The sequence below is a fragment of the Stenotrophomonas sp. CASM101 genome, assembly GCF_049384845.1.
GTDB lineage: Bacteria > Pseudomonadota > Gammaproteobacteria > Xanthomonadales > Xanthomonadaceae > Stenotrophomonas > Stenotrophomonas hibiscicola.
Genome location: NZ_JBMRFR010000003.1, coordinates 44,496 through 69,962 on the forward strand (window position 1 = coordinate 44,496; position 25,467 = coordinate 69,962).

A 25,467-nucleotide genomic window follows, 5' to 3' on the forward strand; every position below is an offset into this window, starting at 1 on the left:
GCCCGACCATGCAGGAATTGATCCCGATCACCCTCTTCATCTGCATCGCCTACGCGATCCATGCCATTGCCGATGCGCGCGCGCGCAGCAAGCTGGTGGCCCCGCACGTGCCGGAGGAAGTGATCCGCTCGCTGGCCGTGCTGGAAGAAGAGCGCCGCCGCCAGGGGGCGCTGCGCTGGGGCATCAGCCTGGTCTGCCTGGCCCTGGCCATGGCCCTGCTGGAAGCCATCGGTGCCCGTGACCTGACCTTTGGTGCCGCTGCCGCGCTGGTCGGCAGTGCCGGCCTCGGCCAGCTGCTGGCCTGGCACTTCACCCGCCCTGCGGCACGCAAGGGCTGAGCCGGCCCATGCCATGGGCACAGGGGGCGCCCCGTAGATGAGCCTGCTCGGCGAAGCATTGTCGGCACTGCGGGGCCGTCGCCGCCACGATGCAGTATCGGCGGCACCGCCCGCCGAGCCGCTCGACGCGGACCAGGCCCTGGTGCGGGCCATCATCGATGGCTCGCAGTCGGCCTTCGCGCAACTGGTTGAAGCCCACCAGCGCACCTGCGCGCATGTGATCGGACGCATGGTGGGCGACCGCGACCAGGTCGCTGACCTTCTGCAGGAAACCTTCCTGGCCGTGTTCCGCCAGCTGCACCGGTTCCGCTTTGAATCCTCGTTGCGCACCTGGGTTTCACGGGTGGCTTACACCACGGCGTTGCAGCACCTGCGCCGGCGGCGGCTGGAGGCGCAATGGATGGTGGCGGTGGAGGTGCCGGAGGAACTGGGGATCGGCGATGAAGGGCCGGGGCCGGCTGAACTGAGCGAGGCGCTGCAGGCTGGTCGCCATCTTGGCGAGGCGCTGGAACGGCTGAGTGCACCGCAGCGGCTGATCGTCGGCCTGCATTACCTGGAGGATTTCGATCTGGCCGAGATCGAGCAGGTGACTGGGCTGGCGCGCGGTACCATCAAGAGCCACCTTCACCGTGCGCGCCAGGTCCTGAGGCAGGAACTGACGCGGCATGCCGCCGCCGGAGAACTGCTGTGAACCCACCGACCGACCCTCGCGATGCGGAAAAGCGCGCGCTGGCGCAGGCGTTGCGTGAGCAGGCGCAGCAGGAACAGACACCGAATGTGAGCGAGGCGCTGCAGAAGCGCATTGCCGCTGAGTCGCGCGGCAGTGGCGTGGGCTATGTGGTGGTGCAGGTGCTGTTGTTTGGCGCGCTGTTGGCTGCGGCGGCCTGGTACTTCTGGCACTGATTGAAGATCAAACCCGGGGCCCTTTATGGAGCCGCCGTGCCTCAAGCCCGATCGAAACCTTCTGCAACCCGTCCACGGGGACCACTTGGATCATCCCTTCGATTTTTCGATATCTTCAGGATTCAGATCGATGCTCCTCGACTTCCATTCATCCAGCTGAATCTGGCTGAGGAACGCCCTGATCAGCGGATGATTATCAATCTCTGCTCGGACCTCCGTCGTGACCAGCAGCGTTTGTCGTGTTGGACCCTGCTGATCGATCATCTCATCGGTCACCACTTCCTCGACGACGAATCTTTCGAACTCCTCAGGGATGAAGTCAAGCGATTCTGAAGATTCATCGGTCAGGAAAAGCACCAGTGAATCCAAGGCCAGAACGAACGCCTCGCCTTTATTGTCAGCGGCTGAAACACCGTACTGGTCGAGTGGAACGGCGTTCTCGAGATAGAGATGGGTCTCGCTCATTAGACGTTGTGAAGGCATGTCGCCAGTCGCAACCAAGTTCCACAACGAATCCAGAAAGTTGCGCGCTGGCTGCTCTTGGAAAATCGATGAGGCTGAGAAGCCAAGGTAGAGCCTTTCGGTGGAGTAAAGCGCGCGCAGAAGCTCACGGCGTTGGGAAGTTGTGATCATTGGTTCTCTAAATGATTTGGCTGATTTTGGCGATGTTTCGTGAGGAACCGGCGAAAGTTGCAGTGCTGCCTGCCGAACTCGGCCGACTGCAGTCAGCAACCCAAGACGGCAAGAAGCTCTCACGTCAAAGGACCCGCAGATATGCAACGAGTTGCAATTGGTCCGGCCCATCTGAAATTGGACCCTTCCCTGAGCCGGTCCACCTGCGACAAAGTGAAGCAGCGCGTCACCCGGTCGCATCCCGTCTTAACGAAATCCTCCTAAAGTGGTCCGGTATCCCACCGGTCACAGGCAGGAGGCGTCCCTTGGACGCGTTGTTGTTGTCCCGGATCCAGTTCGGATTCGTCATCAGTTTCCATGTGCTGTTCCCCGCCTTCACCATTGGCACGGCCAGCTGGCTGGCCTTCATCGAATGGCGCTGGCTGCGCACGAAGTTGCCCGTGTGGCGCGAGCTGTATTTCTTCTGGCAGAAGATCTTCGCGGTGTCGTTCGGCATGGGCGTGGTCAGCGGCATCGTCATGGCCTTCCAGTTCGGAACCAACTGGCCACGGCTGAGCGAGGTGGCCGGCACGGTCATCGGCCCGCTGCTGACCTACGAAGTGCTGACTGCGTTCTTCCTGGAAGCCAGCTTCCTCGGCGTGATGATGTTCGGCTGGGGCCGGGTTTCGCCGCGCCTGCATTTCCTGTCCACCTGCATGGTGGCGCTGGGCACGCTGTTCTCCACGTTCTGGATCCTGTCGTCCAACAGCTGGCTGCATACGCCGGCCGGCTACGAGATGGTCAACGGCATCGTGCATCCGGTGGACTGGTGGCAGGTGGTGTTCAACCCCTCGTTCCCCTATCGCCTGGCGCACATGGCGCTGGGTTCGTTCATCACCACCTGTTTCGTGATCGGTGGTGTCGGTGCGTGGTACCTGCGCAAGGGCACGCATGTGGAAGCGGGCCGGCGCATGCTGGTGGCAGCGGTGGCGTTCGCGGCTCTGACCGTGCCGGTGCAGATCTTCGTCGGCGACATGCATGGCCTGAACACGCTCAAGCATCAGCCGATGAAGATCGCGGCGATGGAAGCGCACTGGCATGAAACCAAGGAGGGCGAGGGCGTACCGCTGGTGGTGTTCGCGCTGCCGAACGAGAAGGAAGAGCGCAACGATTTCGAAGTTGCCATCCCGAAGCTGGGCAGCGTGATCCTCACCCATAGCCTGGACGGCACCTTCGATCCTCTCACCTCGGTACCCGCCAGCGAGCGGCCGCCGGTGACGCCGGTGTTCTTCGCCTTCCGGATCATGGTCGGGCTGGGCACGCTGATGCTGCTGCTGGCCTGGGTGTCAGCGTTCCAGTTGTGGCGGAAGAAGCTGCTGGATTCGCCGTGGCTGCTGCGCGGCTGGAACTGGATGCTGCCCAGCGGTTTCATCGCGCTGCTGTCGGGTTGGTTCGTTACCGAGATGGGGCGCCAGCCGTGGGTGGTGTATGGCGTGCTGCGCACCGCTGATGCGGTGGGCCCGCAGAGCGCGTGGATGACCGCGCTGTCGCTGGGCGTCTACGTGGTCGGCTACGCCTTCGTGTTCGGCTGGGGCATCTGGTACCTGGTGAAGATCCTGCGCCACGGACCGCGTCCGCACGATGATGGGCCATCGCTGGACCACGGCAGCCACACCCCGGCACGCCCGCTGTCGGCGGCCGACGAACCGCTGGAGGAGCGCTGACATGGACCTGATGACCTGGCTGCCGGTGGCGTGGTTTGCGGTGATCGGCTTCGGCGTGCTGATGTACGTGGTGCTGGATGGCTTCGTGCTCGGCATCGGCATCCTCGCCCCGTTTGCCGAGGACGAGGAGCAGCTGGACCTGATGATGAACACCGCCGCGCCGATCTGGGACGGCAACGAGACCTGGCTGGTGCTCGGCGGCGCCGGGCTGCTGGCGGCGTTCCCGAAGGCCTATGCGGTGCTGTTGTCGGCGCTGTACCTGCCGGTGCTGCTGCTGGTGGTGGCGCTGGTGTTCCGCGGCGTGGCCTTCGAGTTCCGCTTCAAGGCGCATCGATCGCGCCGGCTGTGGAGCGTGGCGTTCGGCCTCGGTTCGCTGCTGGCGACCTTTGCCCAGGGCGTGATCCTCGGCACCCTGGTGCAGGGCATCCCGCTGGTGGACGGCGTCTACCAGGGCGGCGCATTCACCTGGTTCAGCCCGTTCGCGATGCTGACCGGCGCTGCGCTGGTCGCCGGCTACGCGCTGCTGGGCAGCACCTGGCTGATCCTGAAGACCGAAGGGCGCGTGCAGGCGCTGGCCCGGCAGATGACCCGGCCGCTGGTGGTGGCGGTGATCGCGGCGATGGGCCTGGTCAGCAGCTGGCTGCCGTTCCTCGATTCGCGGTTGATGGCGCGCTGGTTCAGCGACGGCAACTTCTGGTGGCTGTCGCCGGTGCCGCTGTTGACGCTGGCGGTGGCCGCCGCGCTGTGGCGCAGCGCGACCCATCCGCGCCGCGACCTGCCGCCGTTCCTGCTCAGCCTGGCCTTGTTCGTGCTTGGCTTCCTCGGCCTGGTGCTGGGCATGTGGCCCTATCTGCTGCCGCCGTCGATGACCCTGTGGCAGGCCGCCGCGCCGGCCTCCTCGCTGGGCTTCAGCCTGGTCGGCCTGGTCATTCTGCTGCCGGTCATCCTCGGCTATACGGCTTGGTCGTACCGGGTGTTCCGCGGCAAAGTGCGCGCCGATAGCGGTTACCACTGATCGATTGAAGCGGGGCCCGCTGGTGCCGGGCCCCCTGTTGTGGAATGTGAAATCTGCACACCCCGGGCGGGACGTGCTAGCGTGCGCTCCTTTCCGGCAGCCAGGGGGGCAGCCGGCGACGTCCTGGACGGACGCACGGCTGCAGGAACGGGGGGCCGCCGCGCGTCGCCGTAATGGCTCGTGCCTATCGTTCTCCCGTTGAAGCACCTTCGCTAATGATCGAATTCTCCATCGTCGACTGGGCTGCCTGGGCGCCCGGCCTGAGCGAGCGTAGCCAGTGGCTGGGCTGGGCCGGTGCGCCGTATCCGCCGGTTGGCGAAGACACGCCGCCGCTCGCCGAAATCCCGGCAATGCAGCGCCGTCGAATCGAGCGGCTGGGCCGGATGGCGATCCAGGCTGCCTGCTGGTGCGAGGACGGGCAGGGCGCTGACAGCCAGGTGCCGCTGGTGTTCGCCAGCCGCCACGGCGACGTGGCCCGTTCGATGGAGCTGCTGGGGGCGCTCGCCAGCGATCAGCCCCTGTCACCGACGGGGTTCGGCCTGTCGGTGCACAACGCGATCGCCGCGCTGTATTCGATCGCGCGCGGTCACCGCGGCAACTACCTGGCGCTGGCCGCCGGCCAGGCCACGGTCGAGACCGCCTGCCTGGAAGCGGCCGGTCTGCTCGCCGATGGCGCCCGCGAAGTGCGGGTGGTGGTCTATGAGTCGCCGCTTCCTGAAATTTACGCGACGTTTGCCGACGAACCTGACCCGTTCTTTGCATGGTGCTGGCGTTTGACCGCTCCGGCAGAGGGCCGGCCGACGCTGTCGCTGCAGTGGCAGCCGGCCGACGGCCAGGCCAGCACTGCGCCCGGCCTGCTGCCGCATGCGCTGGACCTGCACCGGTTCCTGTTGTCCGGCGCGCTGGCACTGGAACACGTGGCCCACGGCCAGCGCTGGTGCTGGAGCCGCCGTGGCTGAGCTGCTGCGCCGCCTCGACCATGCCTGGCGTGTGTTTGGCACCGGCCTCAGCTTCGTCGCGTTTGGCCTGGGCGGGCTGCTGCTCGGCGTTCTGGTGATGCCGGTACTGCTGCTGATGCGTGACCCGGTGGCGCGCCGCCGCCGCGCCCGGCGCGTGGTCCAGGTCGCGTTCGCCAGCCACCTGCGGCTGATGCGCGGGCTGGGGGTGATGACCTACGAGATCGAGGGCGGCGAACGCCTGCAGCGCGACGGCCTGCTGGTGCTGGCCAACCACCCGACCCTGATCGACGTGGTCTGCCTGATCTCGCTGCTTCCCAACGCCGACTGCGTGGTCAAGCGGGCGGTGGCCTGCAACCCGTTCATGCGCGGCCCGGTGCGGGCTGCCGGCTACATCTCCAATGACGATGGCGCCGGCCTGGTCGATGACTGTGTGGCCGCAGTGCGCGCTGGAGGCACCCTGGTCATCTTCCCGGAAGGCACCCGCAGCGTGCCGGGGCAGCCACCGCGGCTGCAGCGCGGGGCCGCCAACATCGCCGTACGGGGCCGCATCGACGTCACCCCGGTGCGGATCACCTGCAGCCCGCCAACGCTGACCAAGGGGCAGAAGTGGTATCGTGTCCCCTCACGTCGCTTTCACGTTCGGCTGCAGATCGGCGAAGATATCCCGATCGCGCCATTTCTGGCCGAAGACGACTCGCCAAGGGGGGATGCCTTGGCGGCCCGTCGCGTCACCGAGCACCTTTCTCGTTATTTCGACCTGTCTGGAGATCCGAACCGTGCAAGCACTTGAGCACGAGATCAAGGAATTGATCATTTCCTCCCTTTCGCTGGAGGACATCACGCCGGAGGACATCGATCCGACCGCGCCGCTGTTCGTCGAGGGCCTTGGCCTGGATTCGATCGACGCGCTGGAGCTGGGACTGGCGCTGCAGAAGAAGTACGGTGTCAGCCTCTCGGCCGATTCGGAAGAAACCCGTCGCCATTTCTCCAGCGTGCGCGCGCTCGGCGAGTTCGTCGCCGCCCGCCAGTCGTAACGGCGCCAGGAATTGCCATGACCAAGAATGAACTGTTCGAACGCATCGTCAGCATCCTGACCGACAGCTTCGAGATCGAAACGGCCCGGATCACCCCGGAAGCCCGCCTGTACGACGACCTGGACATCGACAGCATCGATGCGGTGGACCTGATCGTGCAGCTCAAGCCGCTGCTCGGCCGCAACCTGCAGCCGGAAGCGTTCAAGGCCGTGCGTACCGTGCAGGACATCGTCGATGTGGTGCACAGGCTGCTGCCGGACCAGGCAGCCGCCTGACCGCAGCGCCGACGGCTCCACCATGGCACGCGCACGCACGGTCGTGGTGGCTGCGATCTCGCTGGCCTACCCGGTACTGGTGTACCTGGCGATGGGTCGCTTCGAGCCACGCTGGCTGTCGCTGCTGCTGTTCACCCTGGCCCTGCTGCGCGCGCTGAGTTCGCGCCAGCCGCTGTGGTGGGCCGCAGCGGCGGGCACCGGCCTGCTGGCGGTACTGGCTACCGTGCTCAACCAGGCCCTGCCACTGAAGCTGTACCCGGCGCTGGTCAATGCGGTGATGCTGGCAGTGTTCGGCACCAGCCTGCGCTTCGGGCCACCGCTGGTGGAGCGCCTGGCGCGGCTGCAGGAGCCGGACCTGCCCCCGTTCGCGGTGGCCTATACCCGACGCGTCACCCAGGTGTGGTGCGGGTTTTTCGTTCTCAACGGTAGCCTGGCCCTGCTGACCGCGCTGTACGCGTCGGACCGGGTCTGGATGCTCTACAACGGATTGTTGGCGTACGTGATGATGGGCGTGTTGTTCGCAGGTGAGTGGCTGGTGCGGCGGCGGGTGAAGGCGGCGCACGTGCATGGCTGAGTGGATTGCCCTGGACCGGCTGCTGCTGGAGGCGCGGCCGCAGCGCAATGTTGGCGTCTGCGATGGCGAGGTGATCGACCACGCCCACTTCCGCCAGCGCGTGCTGGCCTGGCGCGCCGCATTTACGACGGCCGAAGGGCGTGACTGGGCCCTGTATTTCGATGATGCGGTGGCCTTTGCCGCGGCGTTGTTCGGTGCTTGGCATGCCGGCAAGCGGGTGTTCCTGGCCACCGACAACCTGCCGGCCACGTTGCAGGCGCTGCAACCGCAGGTGAGCGGTTTCGCAGGCGACGTGTCGGCCGACTATCGCCCGCTGGCGGCGCTGGACGCCACGCTGGACGACGAACTGCAGGCGCTGGACGAACGCGCCTGCGAGCTGAGCGTGTTCACCTCCGGCAGTACCGGCCAGCCGAGCGCGATCGGCAAGCGCCTGGACCAGCTGGCGCGCGAGGTGGATGCGCTGCAGGCTGCGTTCGGCGCACAGATGGAGGGCGTGCAGGTGCATGGCACGGTATCCCACCAGCACATCTACGGCCTGCTGTTCCGCGTGCTGTGGCCGTTGGCCGCCGGCCGCCTGATCCATCCACGCCGGTTCTTCCATGAAGACCTGGTGGGTGCGCTGGCCGGTACCGACACGGTGCTGGTGGCGACGCCAGCCCACCTCAAGCGCCTGCCCGAGCAGCTGGACTGGGCCAGCCTGCATGGCCGCCTGCGCGCGGTGTTCTCCTCCGGCGGCCCGCTGCCGGAAGAAGCCGCACGCCAGGTGCGGCAGTGGCTGGGTGTGGCGCCGACCGAGGTTTACGGCAGCAGCGAAACCGGTGGCATCGCCTGGCGCCGCTGGGACACCGACCTGCCACCGTGGCAACCGTTGCCGGGCGTGCAGTGGCGCATCGAGGATGGCTGCCTGGCCGTCGCCTCGGCGCATCTGGAAACCCTCGACTGGTGGCGTACCCAGGACCGCGTGGAAGCGTTGGCCGATGGCCGGTTCCGCCTGCTGGGCCGGGCCGATCGCATCGTCAAGATCGAAGAACGCCGCGTCTCGCTGGATGCACTGGAGCGCGCGCTGCGCGAAGACGCCGAAGTGGACGACGCGCGCGTGCTGGTCCTGCCCGGCCAGCGCGAGCAGCTGGCGGCCGTGGTGGTACCGGCTGACCGGGCGCTGCTGGCGGGTGGTGACACCGCGCGCCGCGCCCTGGGCCAGCGCCTTGGCGCGCGCCTGGCGCACGCGCATGACGCAGTGACCCGGCCGCGCCGTTGGCGCCTGGTGCAGGCGCTGCCGATCAATGCGCAGGGCAAGGTAACCCAGGCGGCGCTGGCAGCGCTGTTCCAGCCACTGATGCCGGTGCCGGTCTGGGACCGCCGCGACGCCGCCAGCGCCACCCTGCGCATGACCCTGGACCCGACGCTGCGGCCGTTCCAGGGCCACTTCCCCCAGGCAGCGATCCTGCCCGGCGTGGCGCAGCTGGACTGGGCCGTGCGTTTTGGCCGCCAGGCGTTCAGCATGCCGGCCGGATTCCTGCGCATGGATGCGGTGAAGTTCCAGCACGTGGCCCGCCCGGGCGATGAGCTGACCCTGCAGCTGGACTGGGATGCCGCACGCAGCGCGCTGGCCTTCCGTTACACCTCCAGCCATGGTGTGCATGCCAGCGGCAAAGTGGTCTTCGCCGATGCGGACTGATCCGGCCGTTGCCGGTGCCGCATTCGCGCCACTGGTGGTGATTCCCGTCTACGACCACGAGCACGCCATCGCGGCGGTGCTCGACGGCGTGCAGGCTGCGGGACTGCCCTGCCTGCTGGTCGACGATGGTTCGCACGATGGGTGCGCGGCGGTGCTGCGCGCGCTGGCACAACGCCAGGGTGTCGACCTGCTGCGCCTGGACGTGAACCAGGGCAAGGGCGGGGCAATGCTGGCCGGTTTCGCCGAGGCCGGCGCGCGAGGCTACAGCCACGTGCTGCAGATCGATGCCGACGGCCAGCATGATACGGCTGACCTGCCACGCTTCATCGAAGCCGCGCGCCTGCACCCGGGTGCAGTGATCTGTGGCATTCCGGCCTACGACGCCAGTGTTCCCAAGGCGCGCCTGTACGGTCGCTACGCCACCCACATCTGGGTCTGGATCAACACGCTGTCGCTGCACCTGCGCGACACCATGTGCGGCTTCCGCGTGTATCCACTGCCGCCGGTGCTGCGCGTGATCGGTGAAGAGACCATCGGCCGGCGCATGGATTTCGATACCGAAATAATGGTGCGCCTGTACTGGCGCGGGCTGCCGGTCGAGCACCTGGCCACGCGCGTGACCTATCCTGCCGATGGCGTGTCGCACTTCGATGTGTGGCGCGACAACGTGCGCATCAGCCGCATGCATACCCGTCTGTTCTTCGGCATGCTCTGGCGCGCGCCGCGCCTGCTGTGGCGCCGCCTGCGGGGGCAGCGCTGAGATGACGGCCGCGCAGGGCGCCCCACACTGGGCCGACATCGGCGAATCCACCTCGGTGGCCGGCGTGCTGTTCCTGTGCTGGGTGCACCGCTGGTTCGGGCGCTGGCCGTTCCGCCTGTGCGTGTGGCCGGTGGTGGCCTGCCATTGGCTGGGCAACCGTGTGGGGCGACAGGCCTCGATGCAGTACCTGCAGCGGCTGCAGGCGCACAGCGGCGTGCTCGGCCGCGCGCCGACACGGTGTGACAGCCTGCGCCACTTCTTTACCTTCGCCGACACGATGCTGGACAAGATCCTCGGCCTGGGCGGGCGCTACCCGGCCGAACGCATCCACCTGCACCGCGACCTGGTGCTGCAGAAGATCGCGCGCCGCGAGGGCGGGCTGATCCTCACCGCGCACATCGGCTGCCTGGAGCTGTGCCAGGTGCTGGCCGAGCAGGTGCCGGGATTCCGCATCACCGTGCTGGTGCATACCGCACACGCGCAGCGCTTCAACCGTCTGCTGCAGCGGCTGGACCCGCTGGCGGCGGTGGAACTGGTGCAGGTGACCGAAATGGGGCCGGCCACGGCGGTGATGCTGGCCGAGCGCGTTGCGGCGGGGGGCTTCGTTGCCATCGTCGGCGACCGCACGCCGGTACAGGGTGGCCGCAGCGTCACCGCCGATTTCCTGGGCCACCGCGCGCCGTTCCCGATCGGCGCCTATGTGCTCGCCGCCGCGCTGGGCTGCCCGGTCTACACCATGGCCTGCCTGCACCAGGGCGACGGCTATCGGGTGGCATTCGAACAGTTCGCCGAACGCATCGTGCTGCCGCGTGGCTCGCGCGACGCCGCGCTGGCCGAACAGGCACAGCGCTTCGCGCGCTGGCTGGAACTGCAGGTCATCCAGTCCCCGTTGGACTGGTTCAATTTCTTCCCCTTCTGGGATCAGGCTCCGCATGACGACTGACGCCGTACCCGTGTGCCGCTTTGGCGATGCACCGTTGACCATCGAAGACGTGGTTGCCCTGGCCCAGCGCCAGTGTGAGGCCGCACTGAGCGACGCGCCGGCATTCCGCGCGCACATCCAGCGCGGCGCCGACTTCCTCGACCGCCTGCTGCGCGAGGACGGCGTGATCTACGGTGTAACCACCGGCTATGGCGACTCGTGCACGGTGAACATCCCGCCGGCACTGGTGGCTGAACTGCCGCACCACCTGTACACCTACCACGGCTGCGGCCTGGGCCGTTACCTGGACCCGGTCGAGACCCGCGCGGTGCTGGCTGCGCGCCTGGCGTCGCTGGTGCGCGGCATGTCCGGCGTCAGCGTGCCGCTGCTGGAAGGCCTGGCCACGCTGCTGCAGTACGACGTGCTGCCGATGATTCCGGCCGAAGGCTCGGTCGGTGCCAGTGGCGACCTGACCCCGCTGTCGTACGTGGCGGCAGTGCTGTGCGGCGAACGCGAGGTGCTGCACGAGCGCCGCGTGCAGCCGGCGGCCGAGGTGCTGGCGAAGATCGGCATGACCCCGCTGAAACTGCGGCCGAAGGAAGGCCTGGCGATCATGAACGGCACCGCGGTGATGACCGGCCTGGCCTGCCTGGCCTGGCAGCGCGCCGATTACCTGGCCCGCATGGCCACGCGCCTGACCGCGTTCAACGTGCTGGCCAGCGACGGCAACGCGCACCACTTCGACGAAACCCTGTTCGCGGCCAAGCCGCACCCGGGCCAGGGCCGCATCGCCGCGCGCCTGCGCAGCGACCTGCACAGCGAACGCCCGCCGCGCAATGAACAGCGCCTGCAGGACCGTTACTCATTGCGCTGCGCGCCGCACGTCATCGGCGTGCTGGAAGACAGCCTGCCGTTCCTGCGCCAGCTGATCGAAACCGAGCTGAACAGCGCCAACGACAACCCGCTGATCGATGCCGATGGCGAGCGGATCCTGCACGGCGGCCACTTCTACGGCGGCCACATCGCGCTGGCGATGGACACCCTGAAGAACACCGTGGCCAACGTTGCCGATCTGCTCGACCGGCAGCTGGCGCTGGTGGTCGATGCCCGCTACAACCATGGCCTTCCGGCCAACCTGTCGGCGGCCACCGGCCCGCGCGCGGCCATCAACCATGGCCTGAAGGCGCTGCAGATCAGCGTTTCGGCCTGGACCGCCGAAGCGCTGAAGCAGACCATGCCGGCCAGCGTGTTCTCGCGCTCCACCGAGTGCCACAATCAGGACAAGGTCAGCATGGGCACCATCGCCGCGCGCGACTGCCTGCGCGTGATCGAGCTGACCGAGCAGGTGGTGGCCGCGATGCTGATCGCTGCCCGCCAGGGCCTGGCGCTGCGCGAACGGGTTGGCCTGAATGCGCAGCTGCATGGCAGTCTGGCCGACATGTACGCCGACCTGGGGCAGCGCATCGCCCTGGTCGAAGAAGACCGCGCGCTGGATCGCGAACTGCGGGAACTGCTGGTGGAGATCCGCGCGCAACGTTGGGAGCTGTACGCCGGTGAATGAGGCCATCGAACGGGTTGGCGAAATCGCGTTGACCCCTGCCTTCCATGACTGCGATCCGATGAACGTGGTCTGGCATGGCAACTACTTCAAGTACTTCGAGATCGCGCGCTGCGCGCTGCTCGGGCGCTACGACTACGACTATCCGCAGATGCTGGAATCGGGCTACCTGTGGCCGGTGGTCGATGCGCGGGTGAAGTACGTGCGGCCGCTGCTGTTCAACCAGGCCCTGCGCGTGGTCGCGCGCATCGTGGAATGGGAGAACCGGCTGAAGATCGAGTATGAAATCCTCGATGCGGAAAGCGGCCAGGTGCTGACCCGCGCGATGACCATCCAGGTCGCGGTGGACGCGGCCAGCAAGGAAATGCTGTACCAGTGCCCGCCGGTACTGTGGGAACGCCTGGGAGTGCCTGCACCGTGAACACCCTTGTCCGTCTTTCCAGCGCGCTGCTGTGCGCGCTGATCTTCGTTGCCGCACCGCAGGTGCAGGCGGCCGACCCCGCCATTGATGCGATCACCCAGGCGGTGGCGCGGCCGCACGTGCTGCGTGGCCAGTTCAGCCAGGAAAAGCAGGTCAGCGGCTTCAGGAACCCGCTGCGCTCGCAGGGCCAGTTCGTGGTCGCGCGCCAGCATGGCGTGATCTGGACCACGCTCAAGCCGTTCCCCTCCGAAGTGGTGGTCACCGCCGACCGCATCCTCAGCCGCCAGCGCGATGGCAGCACCCGTGTCGAGCTCGATGCACGGCAGCAGCCGGCGATGCGTTCGGTGAACGCGATCATGTTCGCGCTGATGAGTGGCGACGTGCAGGCGCTGTCCGGCCAGTTCAACGTGGCGGCCAGCCGTGAAGGGCAGGGCTGGCGGCTGCGGCTGACGCCGAAGTCGGCGATGCTGGCCAAGGCCTTCGAATCGCTGACCCTGCAGGGCGACCGCTACGTGCGCCAGGTCGAGATCGTCGAGGCCAACAAGGACCGCACGCAGATCCAGTTCAGCGCGTTGAGCGAGGCGCCGGCCACGCTCAATGCCGACGAGGCCCGCCGCTTTGAGTGAGGCCGTGGCATCGAACGCACCGGACCGGTTGCGGCGCTGGTGGCACTGGCTGGGCATTGCCTGGCTGCTGGTGCTGCTGGCGCTGGGCGCACAGCAGTGGCAGCTGTGGAGCCAGCAGTCGCGGATCGACACCGACATCCTTGCGCTGCTGCCGCAGGATGCACATGACCGCCTGTTGAGCGATGTCACCCGGCGCATCGCCGATGGCAGTTCGCGGCAGGTGGTGGTATTGCTCGGCAGTCAGGACGGTGCCGCCGCCAAGCGCGCGCAGTCCGCGTTCGCTGCGGCCATGGCCAAGGACGCCGATCACGCGTTGCTGGTGCCCAGTGGTTCCATCGAGGGCTGGTTCGATGAGGCGCGCGCGTTCTATGCGCCGTACCGTGACCGGCTGCTGACGCCGGCCCAGCGCGAGCAGTTGAAGGGCAGCGAGCCGGGCGCGCTGGCGGAGCAGGCGTTGGCTGCGCTGTACGGTCCGATGGCCGCCCCACGCCTGACCGATTGGCGCCAGGACCCGCTGTCGCTGTGGCCGCAATGGTGGCAGCAGCAGGCGCAGGGCTCGGGGTTGCGGCTGGGCGATGACGGCCTGCTCGAAGCCGAGGGCAGGCATTGGGCCGTGCTGCAGTTCGATACACCTGGTTCGGCATTCCAGCTTGACGGCGAACGCCATCTCGATGGCCTGCTGGAACGCGCCGGAAAGGCGGCCAAGGCCGTAGCACCGGAGCTGGAGATCCTGCACGCCGGCGTGCCGCTGCATGCCGAGGCAGCCGCAGTGCAGGCCAACCGTGAGATCAATACCATCGGCTGGGGCTCGCTGGCCGCGGTGCTGCTGCTGGTGTGGCTGGCGTTCCGTTCGCTGCGCCCGATCCTGCTGGTCGCCGCGTCATTGCTGATCGGCTGCGGCGTGGCACTGGCGGTGACCGTGCTGGTGTTTGGCAAGGTGCACGTGCTGACCCTGGTGTTCGGTGCATCGCTGGTGGGTGTGGCCGAGGATTACGGTATCCACTGGTTCGCCTCGCGCCAGGCCGAGCCGGCCGATCGTCGCTGGAAGCTGCTGCGGCACCTGCTGCCCGGCCTGTGGCTGGCCCTGCTGACCAGCGCGCTGGCCTACCTGGCACTGGGCCTGGCCCCGTTCCCGGGCCTGCGCCAGATGGCGCTGTTCTCGGTGGTCGGCCTGGCGGCTGCTTTCCTCACGGTGATCTTCTGGTTCCCGTGGCTCGATGGCGGCGAGATCCGCCAGACCCGGTTCTCGCAGTGGCTGGGCAATACGCTGGAACGTTTCCCGCGCCTGCATGGCCGTCGCGCGGTGACGATGTTCGTGGTGATCACGCTGGCACTGTCTGCAATCGGCATCGCACGCCTGCACAGCAACGACGACCTGCGCAGCCTGCAGTCATCACCGCCAGCGTTGATGGCGCAGCAGATCCGCCTGAGCCAGCTGCTGGGCATGCCCAGCCCGGCGCAGTTCTACCTGGTGCAGGGTGCGGATGCTGCGCAGCTGCTGCAGCGCGAGGAAGCACTGACCGAGCGCCTGCGTGTACTGGCCAACGACAAGCGCATAGGCGGCTACCGCGCGATCAGCGATTGGCTGCCGTCGCCGGCACGCCAGCAGGCCGATGCCGCGCTGACCGCGAAGGTGGAACCTGGCGTGCTGTCGGCCGTGTCCGAGGCGGTGGGAGAGCCGCTGCAGCGTCCGCAGTTCGCCGCCGCGCCGCTCACCGCCGAAGCCTTCCTGGCCTCGCCGGCCTCGCAGCCGTTCCGCCACCTGTGGGTGGGTGAAGTCGGTGGGCAGATGATCAGCGTGGTGATGGTCGACGACCTGTCGCGCGCCGATGCCCTGGCCACGCTGGAGGGTGCCGCCGAAGGCCTGCCCGGCGTTCGCTGGGTAGACCGCACCTCCGATTTCTCCAAGCTGCTGGGCCACTACCGCAAGCTGATGGGCGGGCTGCTGCTGGTCGGCATCGCACTGGTGTTCGGTGCGCTGTGGCTGCGCTACCGCCGCCAGGCCTGGCGCGTATTTGCCCCCACCCTGATTGCCGGCGCACTGACCCTGGGCCTGCTGGGCCTGTTCGGCCAGCCGCTGCAGCTGTTCAACGTGCTGGCGCTGATGCTGCTGCTGGGCATGGGCATCGACTACGGCATCTTCCTGATCGAACACCGTGGCGATGCCAGCGCATGGCTGGCGGTCTGCGTGGGTGCGGCCAGCACCTGGCTGTCGTTCGGCCTGCTGGGCCTGTCGCAGACCCCGGCGCTGCGCGCGTTCGGCCTGACCCTGCTGTTCGGCATCGGCCTGGTCTGGCTGATCTCGCCGCTGTTCCGTCCGCCGCCGCACGATCTGCCGCCGGCCTGAGCCTGTTTTCCGACTTCCTTCTTTCCACTTGATCGAGCAACAAGGACGCACCGATGAACACTGCTGTGGATGCTGTCGAACGTACTGAAATCCTGATCATCGGCGCGGGCCCGGCCGGTTCGGTGGCTGCGGCGATGCTGCGCCAGCAGGGCCGCCAGGTGCTGATGCTGGAACGCCAGCAGTTCCCACGCTTCTCCATCGGCGAAAGCCTGCTGCCGCAGAGCATGGAGTACATCGAGGCGGCCGGCCTGCTGCAGGATGTGGTCGAGGCGGGCTTCCAGTACAAGAACGGTGCCGCCTTCGTGCACGGCGAAGCGCGCACTGCATTCGACTTCAGGAAGAAGTTCTCGCCGGGTTGGGGCACCACCTACCAGGTGCAGCGCGCCGACTTCGACAACGTGCTGGCACGCGGTGCCGAGCGCATGGGCACCACGCTGCGCTTCGGCGACGAAGTGCTTGCTGTCGAGCCGGGCGAGCAACCGGCGGTGACGGTGCGCCGCCCGGACGGCAGTGAATACCGCATCGAGGCCGATTTCATCCTCGATGCCTCCGGCTTCGCGCGCCTGCTGCCGCGGCTGCTGCAGCTGGAGTCGCCGTCCAACTTCCCGGTGCGCGGCGCGATCTTCTGCCATGTGCGCGACAACATTCCGGCCGAAGCGGACTTCGACCGCAACAAAATCCTGATCACCACCCATCCCGAGCACATCGACGTCTGGTACTGGACGATCCCGTTCTCCAACGGCTGCTGTTCGCTGGGCGTGGTCGCCGAGCCGTCGTTCTTCGAGCGCTACGAGGGCGACGACCTGCAGAAGCTGCAGGCCATCGTCGGCGAGGACCCCAACCTGACCGGGCTGCTGGCCAACGCCGAATGGGCGGTGCTGCCGGTGCGCCGCATCACCGGCTACTCGGCCAACGTCAGTTCGCTGTGGGGGCCCGGCTACGCGTTGCTGGGCAACGCCGGCGAGTTCCTCGATCCGGTGTTCTCCTCAGGCGTGACCATTGCCTTCAAGTCCGCGCAGCTGGCCAGTGAATGCCTCAAGCGCCGCTATGCCGGCCAGGCCGTGGACTGGGAGGCTGAGTTCTCCATTCCGCTGCGTGCCGGCGTGAAGACCTTCCGGCGCTTCGTCGAAAGCTGGTACGACGGCGGTTTCCAGAAGATCATCTACCACCCGCAGCAGCAGCCCGAAGTGCGCGACATGATCAGCTCCATCCTGGCCGGCTACGCCTGGGACACCAACAACCCGTATGTGGCCGACGAAAGCGGCCGTCGCATGCGCGTGCTGGAGGAACTGTGCAGCGCCTGATCTTCCGTACTGCGGCCCTGCTGCTGTGCCTGCTGCTGGCCGCCTGTGCCGGGCGCATGCCCAAGCCACAGGTGGAACTGCCGCCGCTGCGCCTGTCGCCGGCCAGCCTGCCGGCGCCGCTGGCGCTGCAGCAGCAGCTGCACTTCCGTTTCGGCAGCCATGAGCGCGACCTCGATGCGCTGCTGGAAGCCGATGCACAGCGGGTGCAGCTGGCGGTGCAGGCGATGGGCCAGACCGGCGTGCGCCTGCAGTGGGACGGCCAGCAGCTGACCCAGCAGCGTGCGCCGTGGTTGCCGCCGCAGGTGCGTGCCGAGCGTGTGCTGGATGACCTGCAGTTCGCGCTGTGGCCGACCGCGGCCATCGCCGCAGCGCTGCCGGCCCGCTGGGAGGTCATCGACGACGGCCACCAGCGCAGCTTGTCGCGCGACGGCACGGTGTGGCTGCTGCTGCAGCGCCTGGACGATGGCAGCATGCAGCTGGACAACCGCGCCGAAGGCTATGCGCTGCGCATCGAATCAATCGACATGGCCGGGCAGGACCGATGAGTGCACCGATCTACCTGAACGACCTGGGCATGGTCTGCGCGCTTGGCGAGGACCGTGCCATAGTGGCGTCGGCGCTGTTCGCCGATGTACCGGGCGGGCTCAGCACCAACGACAGCCTGATGCCGGGGCGCACCCTGGCGCTGGGAGAAGTACGCACGCCGCTGCCGGCGCTGGAAGACCTGCCGGTGGCCCTGCGTGGGCGCAACAACGCCCTGCTGGACGTGGCACTGGCGCAGATCGCTCCGGCGGTGAGCGCAGCCATTGCCCGCCATGGCGCCGAGCGCGTAGCGGTGGTGTTGGGCACCAGCACCTCGGGCATCGGTGAATCCGAGCAGGCCTTGCGCACCCATGCCGAGCAGGGCCAGTGGCCGCCAGGGTTCGATTACGCCCAGCAGGAAATGGGTACCGCCGCGCAGTTCGTGCGCCAGCGCAGTGGCGCGCTGGGACCGGCGTGGACCCTGTCCACGGCGTGTTCGTCCAGCGCCAAGGCATTGATGTCGGCCGCGCGCATGCTGCGCGCCGGCATCGTCGACGCCGTGATCGCAGGCGGCGCGGACTCCCTGTGCCGCTTCACCGTGGCTGGCTTCAGCGCGCTGGAATCGGTCTCCGCCCAACGCTGCAATCCGTTCTCGCAGCATCGTACTGGTATCAACATCGGCGAGGGTGCCGCGCTGTTCCTGCTCACCCGCGAACCCGGCCCGGTATGCCTGGCGGGGTGGGGCGAGTCGGCCGATGCCCACCACATGTCCGCGCCTGACCCGCAGGGCCTGGGCGCCATCGACGCCCTGCAGCAGGCGCTGCAGCGTGCTGGCTGGGCCGCCGGCGAAGTGGACTATGTGAACCTGCATGGGACAGCTACCGGCCACAACGATGCGATGGAAAGCCTGGCCGTGTCGCAGGTACTGGGCAGCCACGTGCCGGCCAGTTCGACCAAGCCGTTGACCGGCCACACGCTGGGTGCCTCGGGCGCCATCGAGGCGGCGCTGTGCTGGATCGTGCTGGCCGAGAACCCGCAGCAGCAGCTGCCGCCGCACTGGTGGGACGGCGTGGCCGACCCGGCACTGCCGGTGCTGCCGCTGGTCGCACCGGGCACGCGCCTTGCGCAGCCGCCGCGACGGGTGCTGAGCAATTCGTTCGCTTTCGGCGGCAGCAACGCCGTGCTGGCACTGGAGCGTCGATGAACACGCTGTATGCAATCGAAGAGGTGGTGCCGCACCGCCAGGACATGTGCCTGCTGCAGCGCATCACGCATTGGGACCAGGACACCCTCGAGGCCGAGCTGGTGGTACCCGAGGCAGGCCTGTTCGTCGAGGATGGCCAGGTCCCGGCGTGGGTCGGCATTGAGTACATGGCGCAGGCCATCGCGGCCTGGGCCGGCTGCCGTGCGCGTGCAGCCGGCAAGCCGCCGCAGCTGGGCTTCCTGCTCGGCAGCCGCCGCTACAGCAGCGCGCGCAGCAGCTTCCCCGCCGGTTCGCGGCTGCGCGTACAGGCGCGCTGCGAGCTGTTGGGTGACAATGGATTGGGGATGTTCGCCTGCCGCATCCTGGCAGGTGAGGACGAATGGGCGACAGCCAACGTGTCGGTGTACGAACCGGCCGACGCGATGGCCTATCTGGAGAGTGGACAGGCATGACAGGGAATCGAAGCGTGCTGGTGACCGGCGCCAGCCGGGGCATCGGCCGGGCCATTGCGCTGCGCATCGCGCGCGATGGCTTCGACGTGGTGGTGCATTGCCGCAGCCGCCTGGAAGAGGCACAGGCCGTGGAGGCTGAGATCCAGGCACTGGGCCAGCAGGCCCGCGTGCTGGTGTTCGACGTGGCCGACCGCGAGGCCGCGAGGGCCGCGCTGGAAGCCGATGTCGAGGCACATGGCGCGTATTACGGCGTGGTCTGCAATGCCGGCATCGCCCGTGACGGCGCCTTCCCGGCGCTGTCGGAGGACGATTGGGACCAGGTCATCCACACCAACCTGGATGGCTTCTACAACGTGCTGCATCCGCTGATCATGCCGATGGTACGGCGGCGCAGGCCGGGCCGCATCGTCACCCTGTCGTCGGTATCCGGGTTGGCCGGCAACCGCGGCCAGGTCAACTACAGTGCTGCCAAGGCCGGCATCATCGGTGCCACCAAGGCGCTGGCGCTGGAACTGGCCAGCCGCCAGATCACCGTCAACTGCGTGGCTCCGGGCCTGATCGAAACCGAAATGCTCAACGATGAAGTGGTTGAACACGCGCTCAAGCTGATTCCCGCCGGCCGCGTCGGCCGTCCCGACGAAGTGGCGGCGACGGTCGCGTTCCTGCTGTCCGAGCCGGCCGGCTACATCACCCGCCAGGTGATCTCGGTGAACGGAGGCATGCTCTGATGGCCGCCAATCGTCGCGTGGTGGTCACCGGTGCCGCCGCCATCAGTCCGCTCGGCCACGATTGGCCGACCATCGAGGCACACCTGCGCAGCTGCCGCAATGCGGTGCGTGCGATGCCCGAGTGGGATGTGTATGCCGGGCTGAACACCAAGCTGGCGGCGCCGGCGCAGGATTTCGCGCTGCCGCCCAACTACAACCGCAAGACCACCCGCTCGATGGGCAAGGTCGCGATCATGTCGGTGCGCGCCACCGAGGTGGCACTGCGTGAAGCCGGCCTGCACGAGCATCCGGTGCTGCGCAGCGGCCGTACCGGCGTGGCCTATGGTTCCTCGTCGGGCAGCCATGAGGCCACCGGTGAATTCGGGCGCATGCTCAACGAGTTCACCACCGATGGCATCAGTGCCACCACCTACCTGAAGATGATGAGCCACACCGCGCCGGTCAACATCGGCGTGTTCTTCGGCCTGTCCGGGCGCGTGTACACCACGTCCAGTGCCTGCACCTCGGGCAGCCAGGGCGTGGGTGCGGCCTATGAAGCGATCCGCAGTGGCAAGCAGACGGTGATGGTGGCCGGCGGTGCCGAGCAGCTCGATGCCACCGCAGCGGCGGTGTTCGACACCCTGTTCGCCACCAGCGTGCGCAACGACGCGCCGCAGACCACGCCGCGCCCGTTCGATGCCGGCCGTGATGGCCTGGTACTGGGCGAGGGCGCCTGCACGCTGATCCTGGAGGACCTGGAACACGCGCAGGCGCGTGGCGCCACCATCCTGGCCGAGGTGGTCGGCTACGGCACCAACAGCGATGGCCAGCACGTCACCCAGCCCAGCGCCGACACCATGGCCCAGGCCATGCGCCTGGCATTGGAGGACGCCGGCCTGGACCCGGCGCAGATCGACTACGTCAACGCCCATGGCACCGCCACCGACCACGGCGACATCGCCGAGACCCAGGCCACCGCACAGGTGTTCGGCAGCCGCGTGCCGATCAGCTCGCTGAAGAGCTACGTCGGCCACATGCTGGGTGCCTGTGGCGCGTTCGAGGCCTGGCTGAGCATCGAGATGATGCGCACCGGCTGGTTCGCGCCGACCCTGAACCTGGCCGAGGTCGATCCGCGCTGTGGCCAGCTCGACTTCATCACCGGGCAGGGCCGCGAACTGCAGGCCGAGTACGTGATGAGCAACAACTTCGCCTTCGGCGGCATCAACACCTCGCTGGTGTTCCGCCGCTGGCGCGAGTGAACCACCGTCCCACCGCACTGTTTCCGCTACCCACCCGCACCCCTGACAAGGAGAAGTTTCGATGCGCCGCACTCTCATGATCGCCACTGCCACCGCGCTGCTGGCCCTGACCTCCACCGCCTCTGCCCGCGACACGCGTGTCGAACAGTCCCTGCAGGAACTCGTCAATTCGCAGGCCGCCAAGGACGCTGGCATCGACGGCAGCGTGCGCTTCTATCTGGCCGGCCAGCCGGTCAGCGTGCAGCAGCGCCTGGGCGAAGACGTGACCAACAAGAAGACCAACGCCGCCAACAAGAGCGATGCCGAGGCCTGCCGCTGGGTTGCGTTGTCGGCACTGCGCGCGCTGCAGGACGGTGCCAAGTCGCGCGGCGCCAACGCCGTGGTCGACATCGTCAGCTATTACAAGAAGAACGAGTTCAAGAGCAGCACCAACTACGAGTGCTACGCCGGTGCCATCCTCGCGGGTGTCGCGCTGAAGGGCACCTACGCCAAGGTCAAGTAAGCGCCCGTGTGGTGGCAGCCGTGGCTGAACGACGCCGCCACATTGCTGAACCTCGCCGGGGAAACGCCGTCGATCACGCCGCCAACGTCGGCTGACGGCTTTCCCCGGTGTCGGCTTTCCGACACAATCATGGCTCTTCCCGGGTTATCGTCCCGCGGACATGCACGCCTACGTCTATAAAAGCCAACTCAAGCCGGACACCTACGTCTACGTTCCCCGTCGCGATGATTTCAGCGCGCTGCCCGCGCCGCTGCTCACCTCGCTGGGGACGCTCGCCTTCGTCCTGGAGGTGGCCCTGGATGCCCAGCGCCGCCTGGCGCAGGCTGACCCGGAAAAGGTCCGCAGCGAAATGAGCGAGCGCGGGTTCTACCTGCAGGTGCCGCCGTCGGTGGCCAGCCTGATGCCGCGCCACTATGACTGACGCCTCCCGTCCGCGCCTTGTGTCAATTGCCTTCGCCGCGGGCGCGGTGCTGGCTCTGGGCGCCGCCGTGGGCGGCTTCCCGGGTGCCGTCCTGGCCGCACTGGCGCAGCCAGCGTTCGCGCTGGCGATCTCATGGTGGCGTCGCAGCCGCGCGCTGCTGCCGCTGAAGGTGGTCGCTCGCCAGGACCTGCCGGCGCTGCTGGCGTTGTGGACGGCCGCGCCGCTGCTGCTGGCGCTGTTGCTGGCCTGGCCGCTGGCGGCGCTGCGCGACAGCGGCAGCCTTGCGGCGGTGCTGGGGCTGAGCGTGCTTGTCAGTGCCGGCCTGCTCGCCGCCTGGCGCACCTGGCCGTTGTGGAACGATGTCGAACGCCTCGACGGCAGCCTGGCCCAGCACTGGCAGGCGCTGGCGGGGCGTGACCTGGGCGCCTGGCGCGGCCTCGGTGTGGCCGCGCTGGTGATCGCGCTGGCCGCGCTGGTGGTGCTGCCGGCCTGGCCGGGGCTGCTGCCGGAAAGCGCACACTGGCCCGCCGCGCTGGCGGTGCTGCTGCTGTCTCCCGTGCTGCACCTGCTGCTGCAGCGGGTGGCGCCGGCACCGCTGGTGTCGCTGCGCGCAGGTCCACTGGCCACGGCCAGCGACGAGCGCGAACCGATGTTCTCCGCTGCGGTCGAAACCACGCCGCTGGAGGCGATGGCGCCGCAGGAGCTGACCCCGGCGCTGTATGAAGCCGCCCGCCATGGCCGCATCGACCGGGGCCTGCAACTGCTGCAGGCCGGTGCCGATCCGTATGCGCTGCCGGACCCGAACTGGCGCGACCAGCGCAGCCTGGCGGTGCTGGCAGCGGTGCTGCCGGACCTGCGCCTGCTGCGCGAGCTGATCGCCCGCGGCGTCGATGTGAACGCACCGCACCGGGGCATGACCCCGCTGCTGGCCGCCACCCGTGACAGCTGGCATGGCCGCCCCGAGGCGGTGATGACCCTGCTCGCCAACGGTGCCGACTCGCGTGCCACCGACAGCGATGGCAACACGCCGCTGCACCATGCCGCGCGCAGTTCCGACCCGGGTGTGGCGGCGCTGCTGCGCGATGCCGCCGCCGAAGTCGATGCGTTGAACAACGAGGGCTGGTCGCCGCTGGCCGTGGCCTGCCAGGTCGGCAACTGGCGCCTGGCCCGTTTCCTGCTCGAACGCGGTGCACGCTGCGAACCGGCCGATGGCACCCCGGTGCTGCTGGCCGCCGCCGCCACCGAGGACGACGATCCGGCGGGCGTGCAGCTGCTGCTCAAGCACAAGGCGCGGGCCGACGCGCGTGATCGCCAGCGTCGCAGCGCGCTGCATGAAGCGGCGCTGGCCGGTCACGTCGAGATCATCGGCGTGCTGCTGGCTGCCGGCGCCAATCTGGAAGCGCGCGATGCGCTGGGCCGTACGCCGTGGCTGGAAGCGGCCCGTGCCGGTCGCGCCGCCGTGATCGAGCATCTGCTGCCGCACAAGCCGGACCTGGTCGCGGTGGACGGCGAAGGCCGTAATGCGGTGCAGCTGGCGGCGATGGCCGAGGATGTCTCGCCGCTGCTGATCAAGCGCCTGGTCGAACTCGGCATCGCCGCCGATGCCACCGATCCGGTCGGCCGCCGTGCGGTGGACTATGCCGCCGAAGCCGGCCGCTGGGCGATCGTGGCTCTGCTGGACCCGTCCTATCCATTGCCGGCTGCGGTCAGCGATGGACTGGCCGAGCGTGGCGAAGCCGCCGGCGCAAGTGGCCTGCTGCCGGACCGCCCGCCGCTGACCCTGCTGCGCGAAGCGCTGGGCTTCGGCAACACCGAAGGCATGGCCGCGCTGGCCAAGCTGTGCCAGCCGGAAGAGCTGGGTGGCCTGCTGCTCGATCCGGAACTGGCGCTGGAGCCGCGTGCGGTCGACTGGCTGCTGGCCCACGGTGCCGATCCCTACGTGCGTGACGCCTGTTCCGACACACCGATGTTCGCGCTGTTGTCGCGCGGCATCGACGCGGTGCCGGCGCTGCAGGTCATGCTGCAGCGTGGCCTGTCGCCGGCCGGACGCGGTGGCCTGGCACGCTTCCTCGCAGCGTGTGCGCAGCACGACCAGGCCGCCCGTGGCCTGGAACAGCTGGCACTGGAACTGCTGGAACGTGGCGCCGATCCGTTCGCCGCCTCGCCGGCCGGCGATCCGCCGCTGTCGCTCGCGGTGCGCCTGGGCTGGCTGCGCCTGCAGCAGGCCCTGCTCAAGGCCGGTGTTGATCGTGAAGCGCGCGACAGCCACGGCATGACCGCATTGCACCTGGCCACCGCGTTGGCCCGCGAAGGCGCACTGAAGCTGCTGGTGCAGCACGGTGCCTCGCCGGAAGCCCGCGCCGCCGACGGCCAGACGCCGTTGGGCGTGGCGCTGTCGATCGGTCGCCGTGATCTGGCCGACTGGCTGGACTGGCGGGTGTGGCCGTTGCCGCGCCGTACCCTGCGCGAGGCCGATCTGCCGGCCGCTGCGATGGCCGGTGATGTAGACGCCGTGCGCCGCCTGATCGATCTGGGATTTGCCGTCGACGCGGTCGACGCACAGGGCTGCACCGCACTGCTGCGTGCAGCCGGTGGCGGCCACCTGGCGGTGACCGACCTGCTGCTGGCGCGCGGCGCCGATCCGCAGCACGCCGCGGCCAGTGGCGCGACGCCGCTGTCGGCGGCGGTCAGCATGCGCCAGGTGGACATCGTTTCGGCCCTGCTCGATGCCGGCGCCAAGCTGGAACATCGCCTGCCGGGCGGGGTGACCGTGCTGATGCTGGCCTCGGCGCTGGGTCTGCCGGACATCGTCGCGCGCCTGCTCACTGCCGGTGCCGACGTGCATGCCGGTGACGCGCAGCAGCTGGGCCCGCTGCACTGTGCCGCGCTGTACGGTTTCAGTGCCCGCGACCGCTCGCGCCTGCTGGCCCTGCTCGACACCCTGCTGTTGGCGGGCGCCGAGCCGGACCAGGCCGCCGCCGGTTCGGTCACGCCCCTGCTGCTGCTGCTGGGTGCTCGCGCCGAGCCGGGTACCGCCTGCGACGAGCAGGTGGTGATGGCGGCGGTGGAACGCCTGCTGGACGAAGACGTCAGCCTGGACGTGCGCGATCCGCGCGGCTTCGGTCCGCTGCACCTGGCCGCGCTGCATGGCCTGCCGCTGCTGGTGCAGCGCCTGCTGCGCGCAGGGGCGGATCCGGAAGTGCGCGACAGCCTCAACCGCAGTCCGCGCGAGATCGCGGTGATGCGCGGCTTCATCGACGTGGCCGGTGAGTTCGAACCGCGCGTGCCGGGCGTTTCGTCGATGGCGCGGTTCCTGCGCGACAACGGCTGATCGCTGGAAAAGGGTAGTG

General features: G+C 68.3%; 27 protein-coding genes. 26 read left to right on the top strand and 1 reads right to left on the bottom strand.

Annotated features, from left to right (window positions below; translation table 11 throughout):
- Nucleotides 1–8: 8 nt before the first annotated feature.
- The 3 genes from VG543_RS06465 to VG543_RS06475 are packed head-to-tail and all read left to right on the top strand — an operon-like array spanning nucleotide 9 to nucleotide 1,241.
- Nucleotides 9–338, top strand: a complete 330-nt coding sequence (locus tag VG543_RS06465) for a hypothetical protein (protein WP_005414880.1) — start codon at nucleotides 9–11, stop codon at nucleotides 336–338.
- 37 nt (nucleotides 339–375) lie between these two features.
- Nucleotides 376–1,029 carry an RNA polymerase sigma factor gene (locus VG543_RS06470; RefSeq protein ID WP_423178842.1) on the top strand — a complete coding sequence of 218 codons (654 nt, stop codon included), beginning with the start codon at nucleotides 376–378 and terminating at the stop codon, nucleotides 1,027–1,029.
- Entirely contained in the window at nucleotides 1,026–1,241 is a 216-nt protein-coding gene (locus tag VG543_RS06475; protein ID WP_423178843.1) for a hypothetical protein, read from the top strand. Before VG543_RS06470 ends, VG543_RS06475 begins: the two co-directional genes overlap by 4 nt.
- 90 nt (nucleotides 1,242–1,331) lie before the next feature.
- On the opposite strand, the gene VG543_RS06480 is transcribed toward VG543_RS06475, so the two are convergent.
- Nucleotides 1,332–1,874, bottom strand: coding sequence for a hypothetical protein (locus VG543_RS06480; RefSeq protein WP_095378252.1), 543 nt, complete (start codon nucleotides 1,872–1,874; stop codon nucleotides 1,332–1,334).
- A gap of 305 nt (nucleotides 1,875–2,179) precedes the next feature.
- Here VG543_RS06480 and VG543_RS06485 point away from each other — a divergent pair, with 305 nt between their 5' ends.
- The 23 genes from VG543_RS06485 (at nucleotide 2,180) to VG543_RS06595 (ending at nucleotide 25,448) form a co-directional block, all read left to right on the top strand.
- Nucleotides 2,180–3,577, top strand: coding sequence for a cytochrome ubiquinol oxidase subunit I (locus VG543_RS06485; protein WP_308305633.1), 1,398 nt, complete (start codon nucleotides 2,180–2,182; stop codon nucleotides 3,575–3,577).
- Between the two features lies 1 nt (nucleotide 3,578).
- A complete protein-coding gene (cydB, locus tag VG543_RS06490) occupies nucleotides 3,579–4,592 on the top strand; it encodes a cytochrome d ubiquinol oxidase subunit II (RefSeq protein ID WP_021203502.1) in 1,014 nt (337 codons plus the stop codon).
- Nucleotides 4,593–4,807: 215 nt separating this feature from the next.
- Entirely contained in the window at nucleotides 4,808–5,551 is a 744-nt protein-coding gene (locus VG543_RS06495) for a beta-ketoacyl synthase chain length factor (protein ID WP_423178845.1), read from the top strand.
- Nucleotides 5,544–6,341 (top strand): lysophospholipid acyltransferase family protein, encoded by a 798-nt coding sequence (locus VG543_RS06500; RefSeq protein WP_233653554.1) that lies wholly within the window; start codon nucleotides 5,544–5,546, stop codon nucleotides 6,339–6,341. The genes VG543_RS06495 and VG543_RS06500 overlap by 8 nt, the downstream gene beginning before the upstream one ends.
- Nucleotides 6,328–6,585 carry a phosphopantetheine-binding protein gene (locus VG543_RS06505; protein WP_005411610.1) on the top strand — a complete coding sequence of 86 codons (258 nt, stop codon included), beginning with the start codon at nucleotides 6,328–6,330 and terminating at the stop codon, nucleotides 6,583–6,585. Before VG543_RS06500 ends, VG543_RS06505 begins: the two co-directional genes overlap by 14 nt.
- A 17-nt stretch (nucleotides 6,586–6,602) precedes the next feature.
- Nucleotides 6,603–6,860: an acyl carrier protein gene (locus tag VG543_RS06510; protein WP_006402206.1), complete on the top strand. Its 258-nt coding sequence runs from the start codon at nucleotides 6,603–6,605 to the stop codon at nucleotides 6,858–6,860.
- 22 nt (nucleotides 6,861–6,882) lie between these two features.
- Complete coding sequence (locus VG543_RS06515; protein WP_031270265.1) at nucleotides 6,883–7,434, top strand: membrane protein; 552 nt, start codon at nucleotides 6,883–6,885, stop codon at nucleotides 7,432–7,434.
- Entirely contained in the window at nucleotides 7,427–9,112 is a 1,686-nt protein-coding gene (locus VG543_RS06520; RefSeq protein WP_423178847.1) for an AMP-binding protein, read from the top strand. Before VG543_RS06515 ends, VG543_RS06520 begins: the two co-directional genes overlap by 8 nt.
- Entirely contained in the window at nucleotides 9,102–9,872 is a 771-nt protein-coding gene (locus tag VG543_RS06525; protein ID WP_021203499.1) for a glycosyltransferase family 2 protein, read from the top strand. Before VG543_RS06520 ends, VG543_RS06525 begins: the two co-directional genes overlap by 11 nt.
- 1 nt (nucleotide 9,873) lies before the next feature.
- Nucleotides 9,874–10,815, top strand: coding sequence for an acyltransferase (locus tag VG543_RS06530; protein ID WP_423178848.1), 942 nt, complete (start codon nucleotides 9,874–9,876; stop codon nucleotides 10,813–10,815).
- Nucleotides 10,805–12,355 (top strand): HAL/PAL/TAL family ammonia-lyase, encoded by a 1,551-nt coding sequence (locus VG543_RS06535; RefSeq protein ID WP_423178849.1) that lies wholly within the window; start codon nucleotides 10,805–10,807, stop codon nucleotides 12,353–12,355. The genes VG543_RS06530 and VG543_RS06535 overlap by 11 nt, the downstream gene beginning before the upstream one ends.
- The gene (locus tag VG543_RS06540) at nucleotides 12,348–12,773 is read left to right on the top strand and encodes an acyl-CoA thioesterase (protein WP_005414869.1); all 426 of its coding nucleotides are present in this window, start codon (nucleotides 12,348–12,350) and stop codon (nucleotides 12,771–12,773) included. Before VG543_RS06535 ends, VG543_RS06540 begins: the two co-directional genes overlap by 8 nt.
- Entirely contained in the window at nucleotides 12,770–13,399 is a 630-nt protein-coding gene (locus VG543_RS06545) for a LolA family protein (RefSeq protein WP_423178850.1), read from the top strand. Before VG543_RS06540 ends, VG543_RS06545 begins: the two co-directional genes overlap by 4 nt.
- Complete coding sequence (locus VG543_RS06550) at nucleotides 13,371–15,746, top strand: MMPL family transporter (RefSeq protein ID WP_423178851.1); 2,376 nt, start codon at nucleotides 13,371–13,373, stop codon at nucleotides 15,744–15,746. Before VG543_RS06545 ends, VG543_RS06550 begins: the two co-directional genes overlap by 29 nt.
- A 53-nt stretch (nucleotides 15,747–15,799) precedes the next feature.
- Nucleotides 15,800–17,050: an NAD(P)/FAD-dependent oxidoreductase gene (locus VG543_RS06555; RefSeq protein ID WP_308305628.1), complete on the top strand. Its 1,251-nt coding sequence runs from the start codon at nucleotides 15,800–15,802 to the stop codon at nucleotides 17,048–17,050.
- Nucleotides 17,038–17,595, top strand: coding sequence for a DUF3261 domain-containing protein (locus tag VG543_RS06560; RefSeq protein WP_423178852.1), 558 nt, complete (start codon nucleotides 17,038–17,040; stop codon nucleotides 17,593–17,595). The genes VG543_RS06555 and VG543_RS06560 overlap by 13 nt, the downstream gene beginning before the upstream one ends.
- On the top strand, nucleotides 17,592–18,776 hold the full coding sequence (locus VG543_RS06565; RefSeq protein WP_423178853.1) for a beta-ketoacyl-[acyl-carrier-protein] synthase family protein: 1,185 nt from the start codon (nucleotides 17,592–17,594) through the stop codon (nucleotides 18,774–18,776). Before VG543_RS06560 ends, VG543_RS06565 begins: the two co-directional genes overlap by 4 nt.
- On the top strand, nucleotides 18,773–19,228 hold the full coding sequence (locus VG543_RS06570; protein ID WP_111102288.1) for a hypothetical protein: 456 nt from the start codon (nucleotides 18,773–18,775) through the stop codon (nucleotides 19,226–19,228). The genes VG543_RS06565 and VG543_RS06570 overlap by 4 nt, the downstream gene beginning before the upstream one ends.
- Nucleotides 19,225–19,956, top strand: coding sequence for a 3-ketoacyl-ACP reductase FabG2 (locus tag VG543_RS06575; RefSeq protein WP_049454155.1), 732 nt, complete (start codon nucleotides 19,225–19,227; stop codon nucleotides 19,954–19,956). The genes VG543_RS06570 and VG543_RS06575 overlap by 4 nt, the downstream gene beginning before the upstream one ends.
- Nucleotides 19,956–21,194, top strand: coding sequence for a beta-ketoacyl-ACP synthase (locus VG543_RS06580; RefSeq protein ID WP_019661702.1), 1,239 nt, complete (start codon nucleotides 19,956–19,958; stop codon nucleotides 21,192–21,194). Before VG543_RS06575 ends, VG543_RS06580 begins: the two co-directional genes overlap by 1 nt.
- Nucleotides 21,195–21,255: 61 nt before the next feature.
- A complete protein-coding gene (locus VG543_RS06585; protein WP_005420284.1) occupies nucleotides 21,256–21,696 on the top strand; it encodes a hypothetical protein in 441 nt (146 codons plus the stop codon).
- Between the two features lie 160 nt (nucleotides 21,697–21,856).
- Nucleotides 21,857–22,117 (top strand): YcgL domain-containing protein, encoded by a 261-nt coding sequence (locus tag VG543_RS06590; RefSeq protein ID WP_014648833.1) that lies wholly within the window; start codon nucleotides 21,857–21,859, stop codon nucleotides 22,115–22,117.
- A complete protein-coding gene (locus tag VG543_RS06595) occupies nucleotides 22,110–25,448 on the top strand; it encodes an ankyrin repeat domain-containing protein (protein WP_423178854.1) in 3,339 nt (1,112 codons plus the stop codon). Before VG543_RS06590 ends, VG543_RS06595 begins: the two co-directional genes overlap by 8 nt.
- The last annotated feature ends 19 nt before the right edge of the window (nucleotides 25,449–25,467 follow it).

What these genes read in the sequence shown, in the direction of transcription:
- VG543_RS06585 (WP_005420284.1), top strand. Translation starts at nt 21,256, where the DNA reads ATGCGCCGCACTCTCATGATCGCCACTGCCACCGCGCTGCTGGCCCTG.
- VG543_RS06555 (WP_308305628.1), top strand. Translation starts at nt 15,800, where the DNA reads ATGAACACTGCTGTGGATGCTGTCGAACGTACTGAAATCCTGATCATC.
- VG543_RS06570 (WP_111102288.1), top strand. Translation starts at nt 18,773, where the DNA reads ATGAACACGCTGTATGCAATCGAAGAGGTGGTGCCGCACCGCCAGGAC.
- VG543_RS06480 (WP_095378252.1), bottom strand. Translation starts at nt 1,874, where the DNA reads ATGATCACAACTTCCCAACGCCGTGAGCTTCTGCGCGCGCTTTACTCC.
- VG543_RS06470 (WP_423178842.1), top strand. Translation starts at nt 376, where the DNA reads ATGAGCCTGCTCGGCGAAGCATTGTCGGCACTGCGGGGCCGTCGCCGC.
- VG543_RS06565 (WP_423178853.1), top strand. Translation starts at nt 17,592, where the DNA reads ATGAGTGCACCGATCTACCTGAACGACCTGGGCATGGTCTGCGCGCTT.
- VG543_RS06465 (WP_005414880.1), top strand. Translation starts at nt 9, where the DNA reads ATGCAGGAATTGATCCCGATCACCCTCTTCATCTGCATCGCCTACGCG.
- VG543_RS06515 (WP_031270265.1), top strand. Translation starts at nt 6,883, where the DNA reads ATGGCACGCGCACGCACGGTCGTGGTGGCTGCGATCTCGCTGGCCTAC.
- cydB (WP_021203502.1), top strand. Translation starts at nt 3,579, where the DNA reads ATGGACCTGATGACCTGGCTGCCGGTGGCGTGGTTTGCGGTGATCGGC.
- VG543_RS06495 (WP_423178845.1), top strand. Translation starts at nt 4,808, where the DNA reads ATGATCGAATTCTCCATCGTCGACTGGGCTGCCTGGGCGCCCGGCCTG.
- VG543_RS06525 (WP_021203499.1), top strand. Translation starts at nt 9,102, where the DNA reads ATGCGGACTGATCCGGCCGTTGCCGGTGCCGCATTCGCGCCACTGGTG.
- VG543_RS06535 (WP_423178849.1), top strand. Translation starts at nt 10,805, where the DNA reads ATGACGACTGACGCCGTACCCGTGTGCCGCTTTGGCGATGCACCGTTG.
- VG543_RS06575 (WP_049454155.1), top strand. Translation starts at nt 19,225, where the DNA reads ATGACAGGGAATCGAAGCGTGCTGGTGACCGGCGCCAGCCGGGGCATC.
- VG543_RS06595 (WP_423178854.1), top strand. Translation starts at nt 22,110, where the DNA reads ATGACTGACGCCTCCCGTCCGCGCCTTGTGTCAATTGCCTTCGCCGCG.
- VG543_RS06520 (WP_423178847.1), top strand. Translation starts at nt 7,427, where the DNA reads ATGGCTGAGTGGATTGCCCTGGACCGGCTGCTGCTGGAGGCGCGGCCG.
- VG543_RS06510 (WP_006402206.1), top strand. Translation starts at nt 6,603, where the DNA reads ATGACCAAGAATGAACTGTTCGAACGCATCGTCAGCATCCTGACCGAC.
- VG543_RS06580 (WP_019661702.1), top strand. Translation starts at nt 19,956, where the DNA reads ATGGCCGCCAATCGTCGCGTGGTGGTCACCGGTGCCGCCGCCATCAGT.
- VG543_RS06530 (WP_423178848.1), top strand. Translation starts at nt 9,874, where the DNA reads ATGACGGCCGCGCAGGGCGCCCCACACTGGGCCGACATCGGCGAATCC.
- VG543_RS06550 (WP_423178851.1), top strand. Translation starts at nt 13,371, where the DNA reads ATGCCGACGAGGCCCGCCGCTTTGAGTGAGGCCGTGGCATCGAACGCA.
- VG543_RS06590 (WP_014648833.1), top strand. Translation starts at nt 21,857, where the DNA reads ATGCACGCCTACGTCTATAAAAGCCAACTCAAGCCGGACACCTACGTC.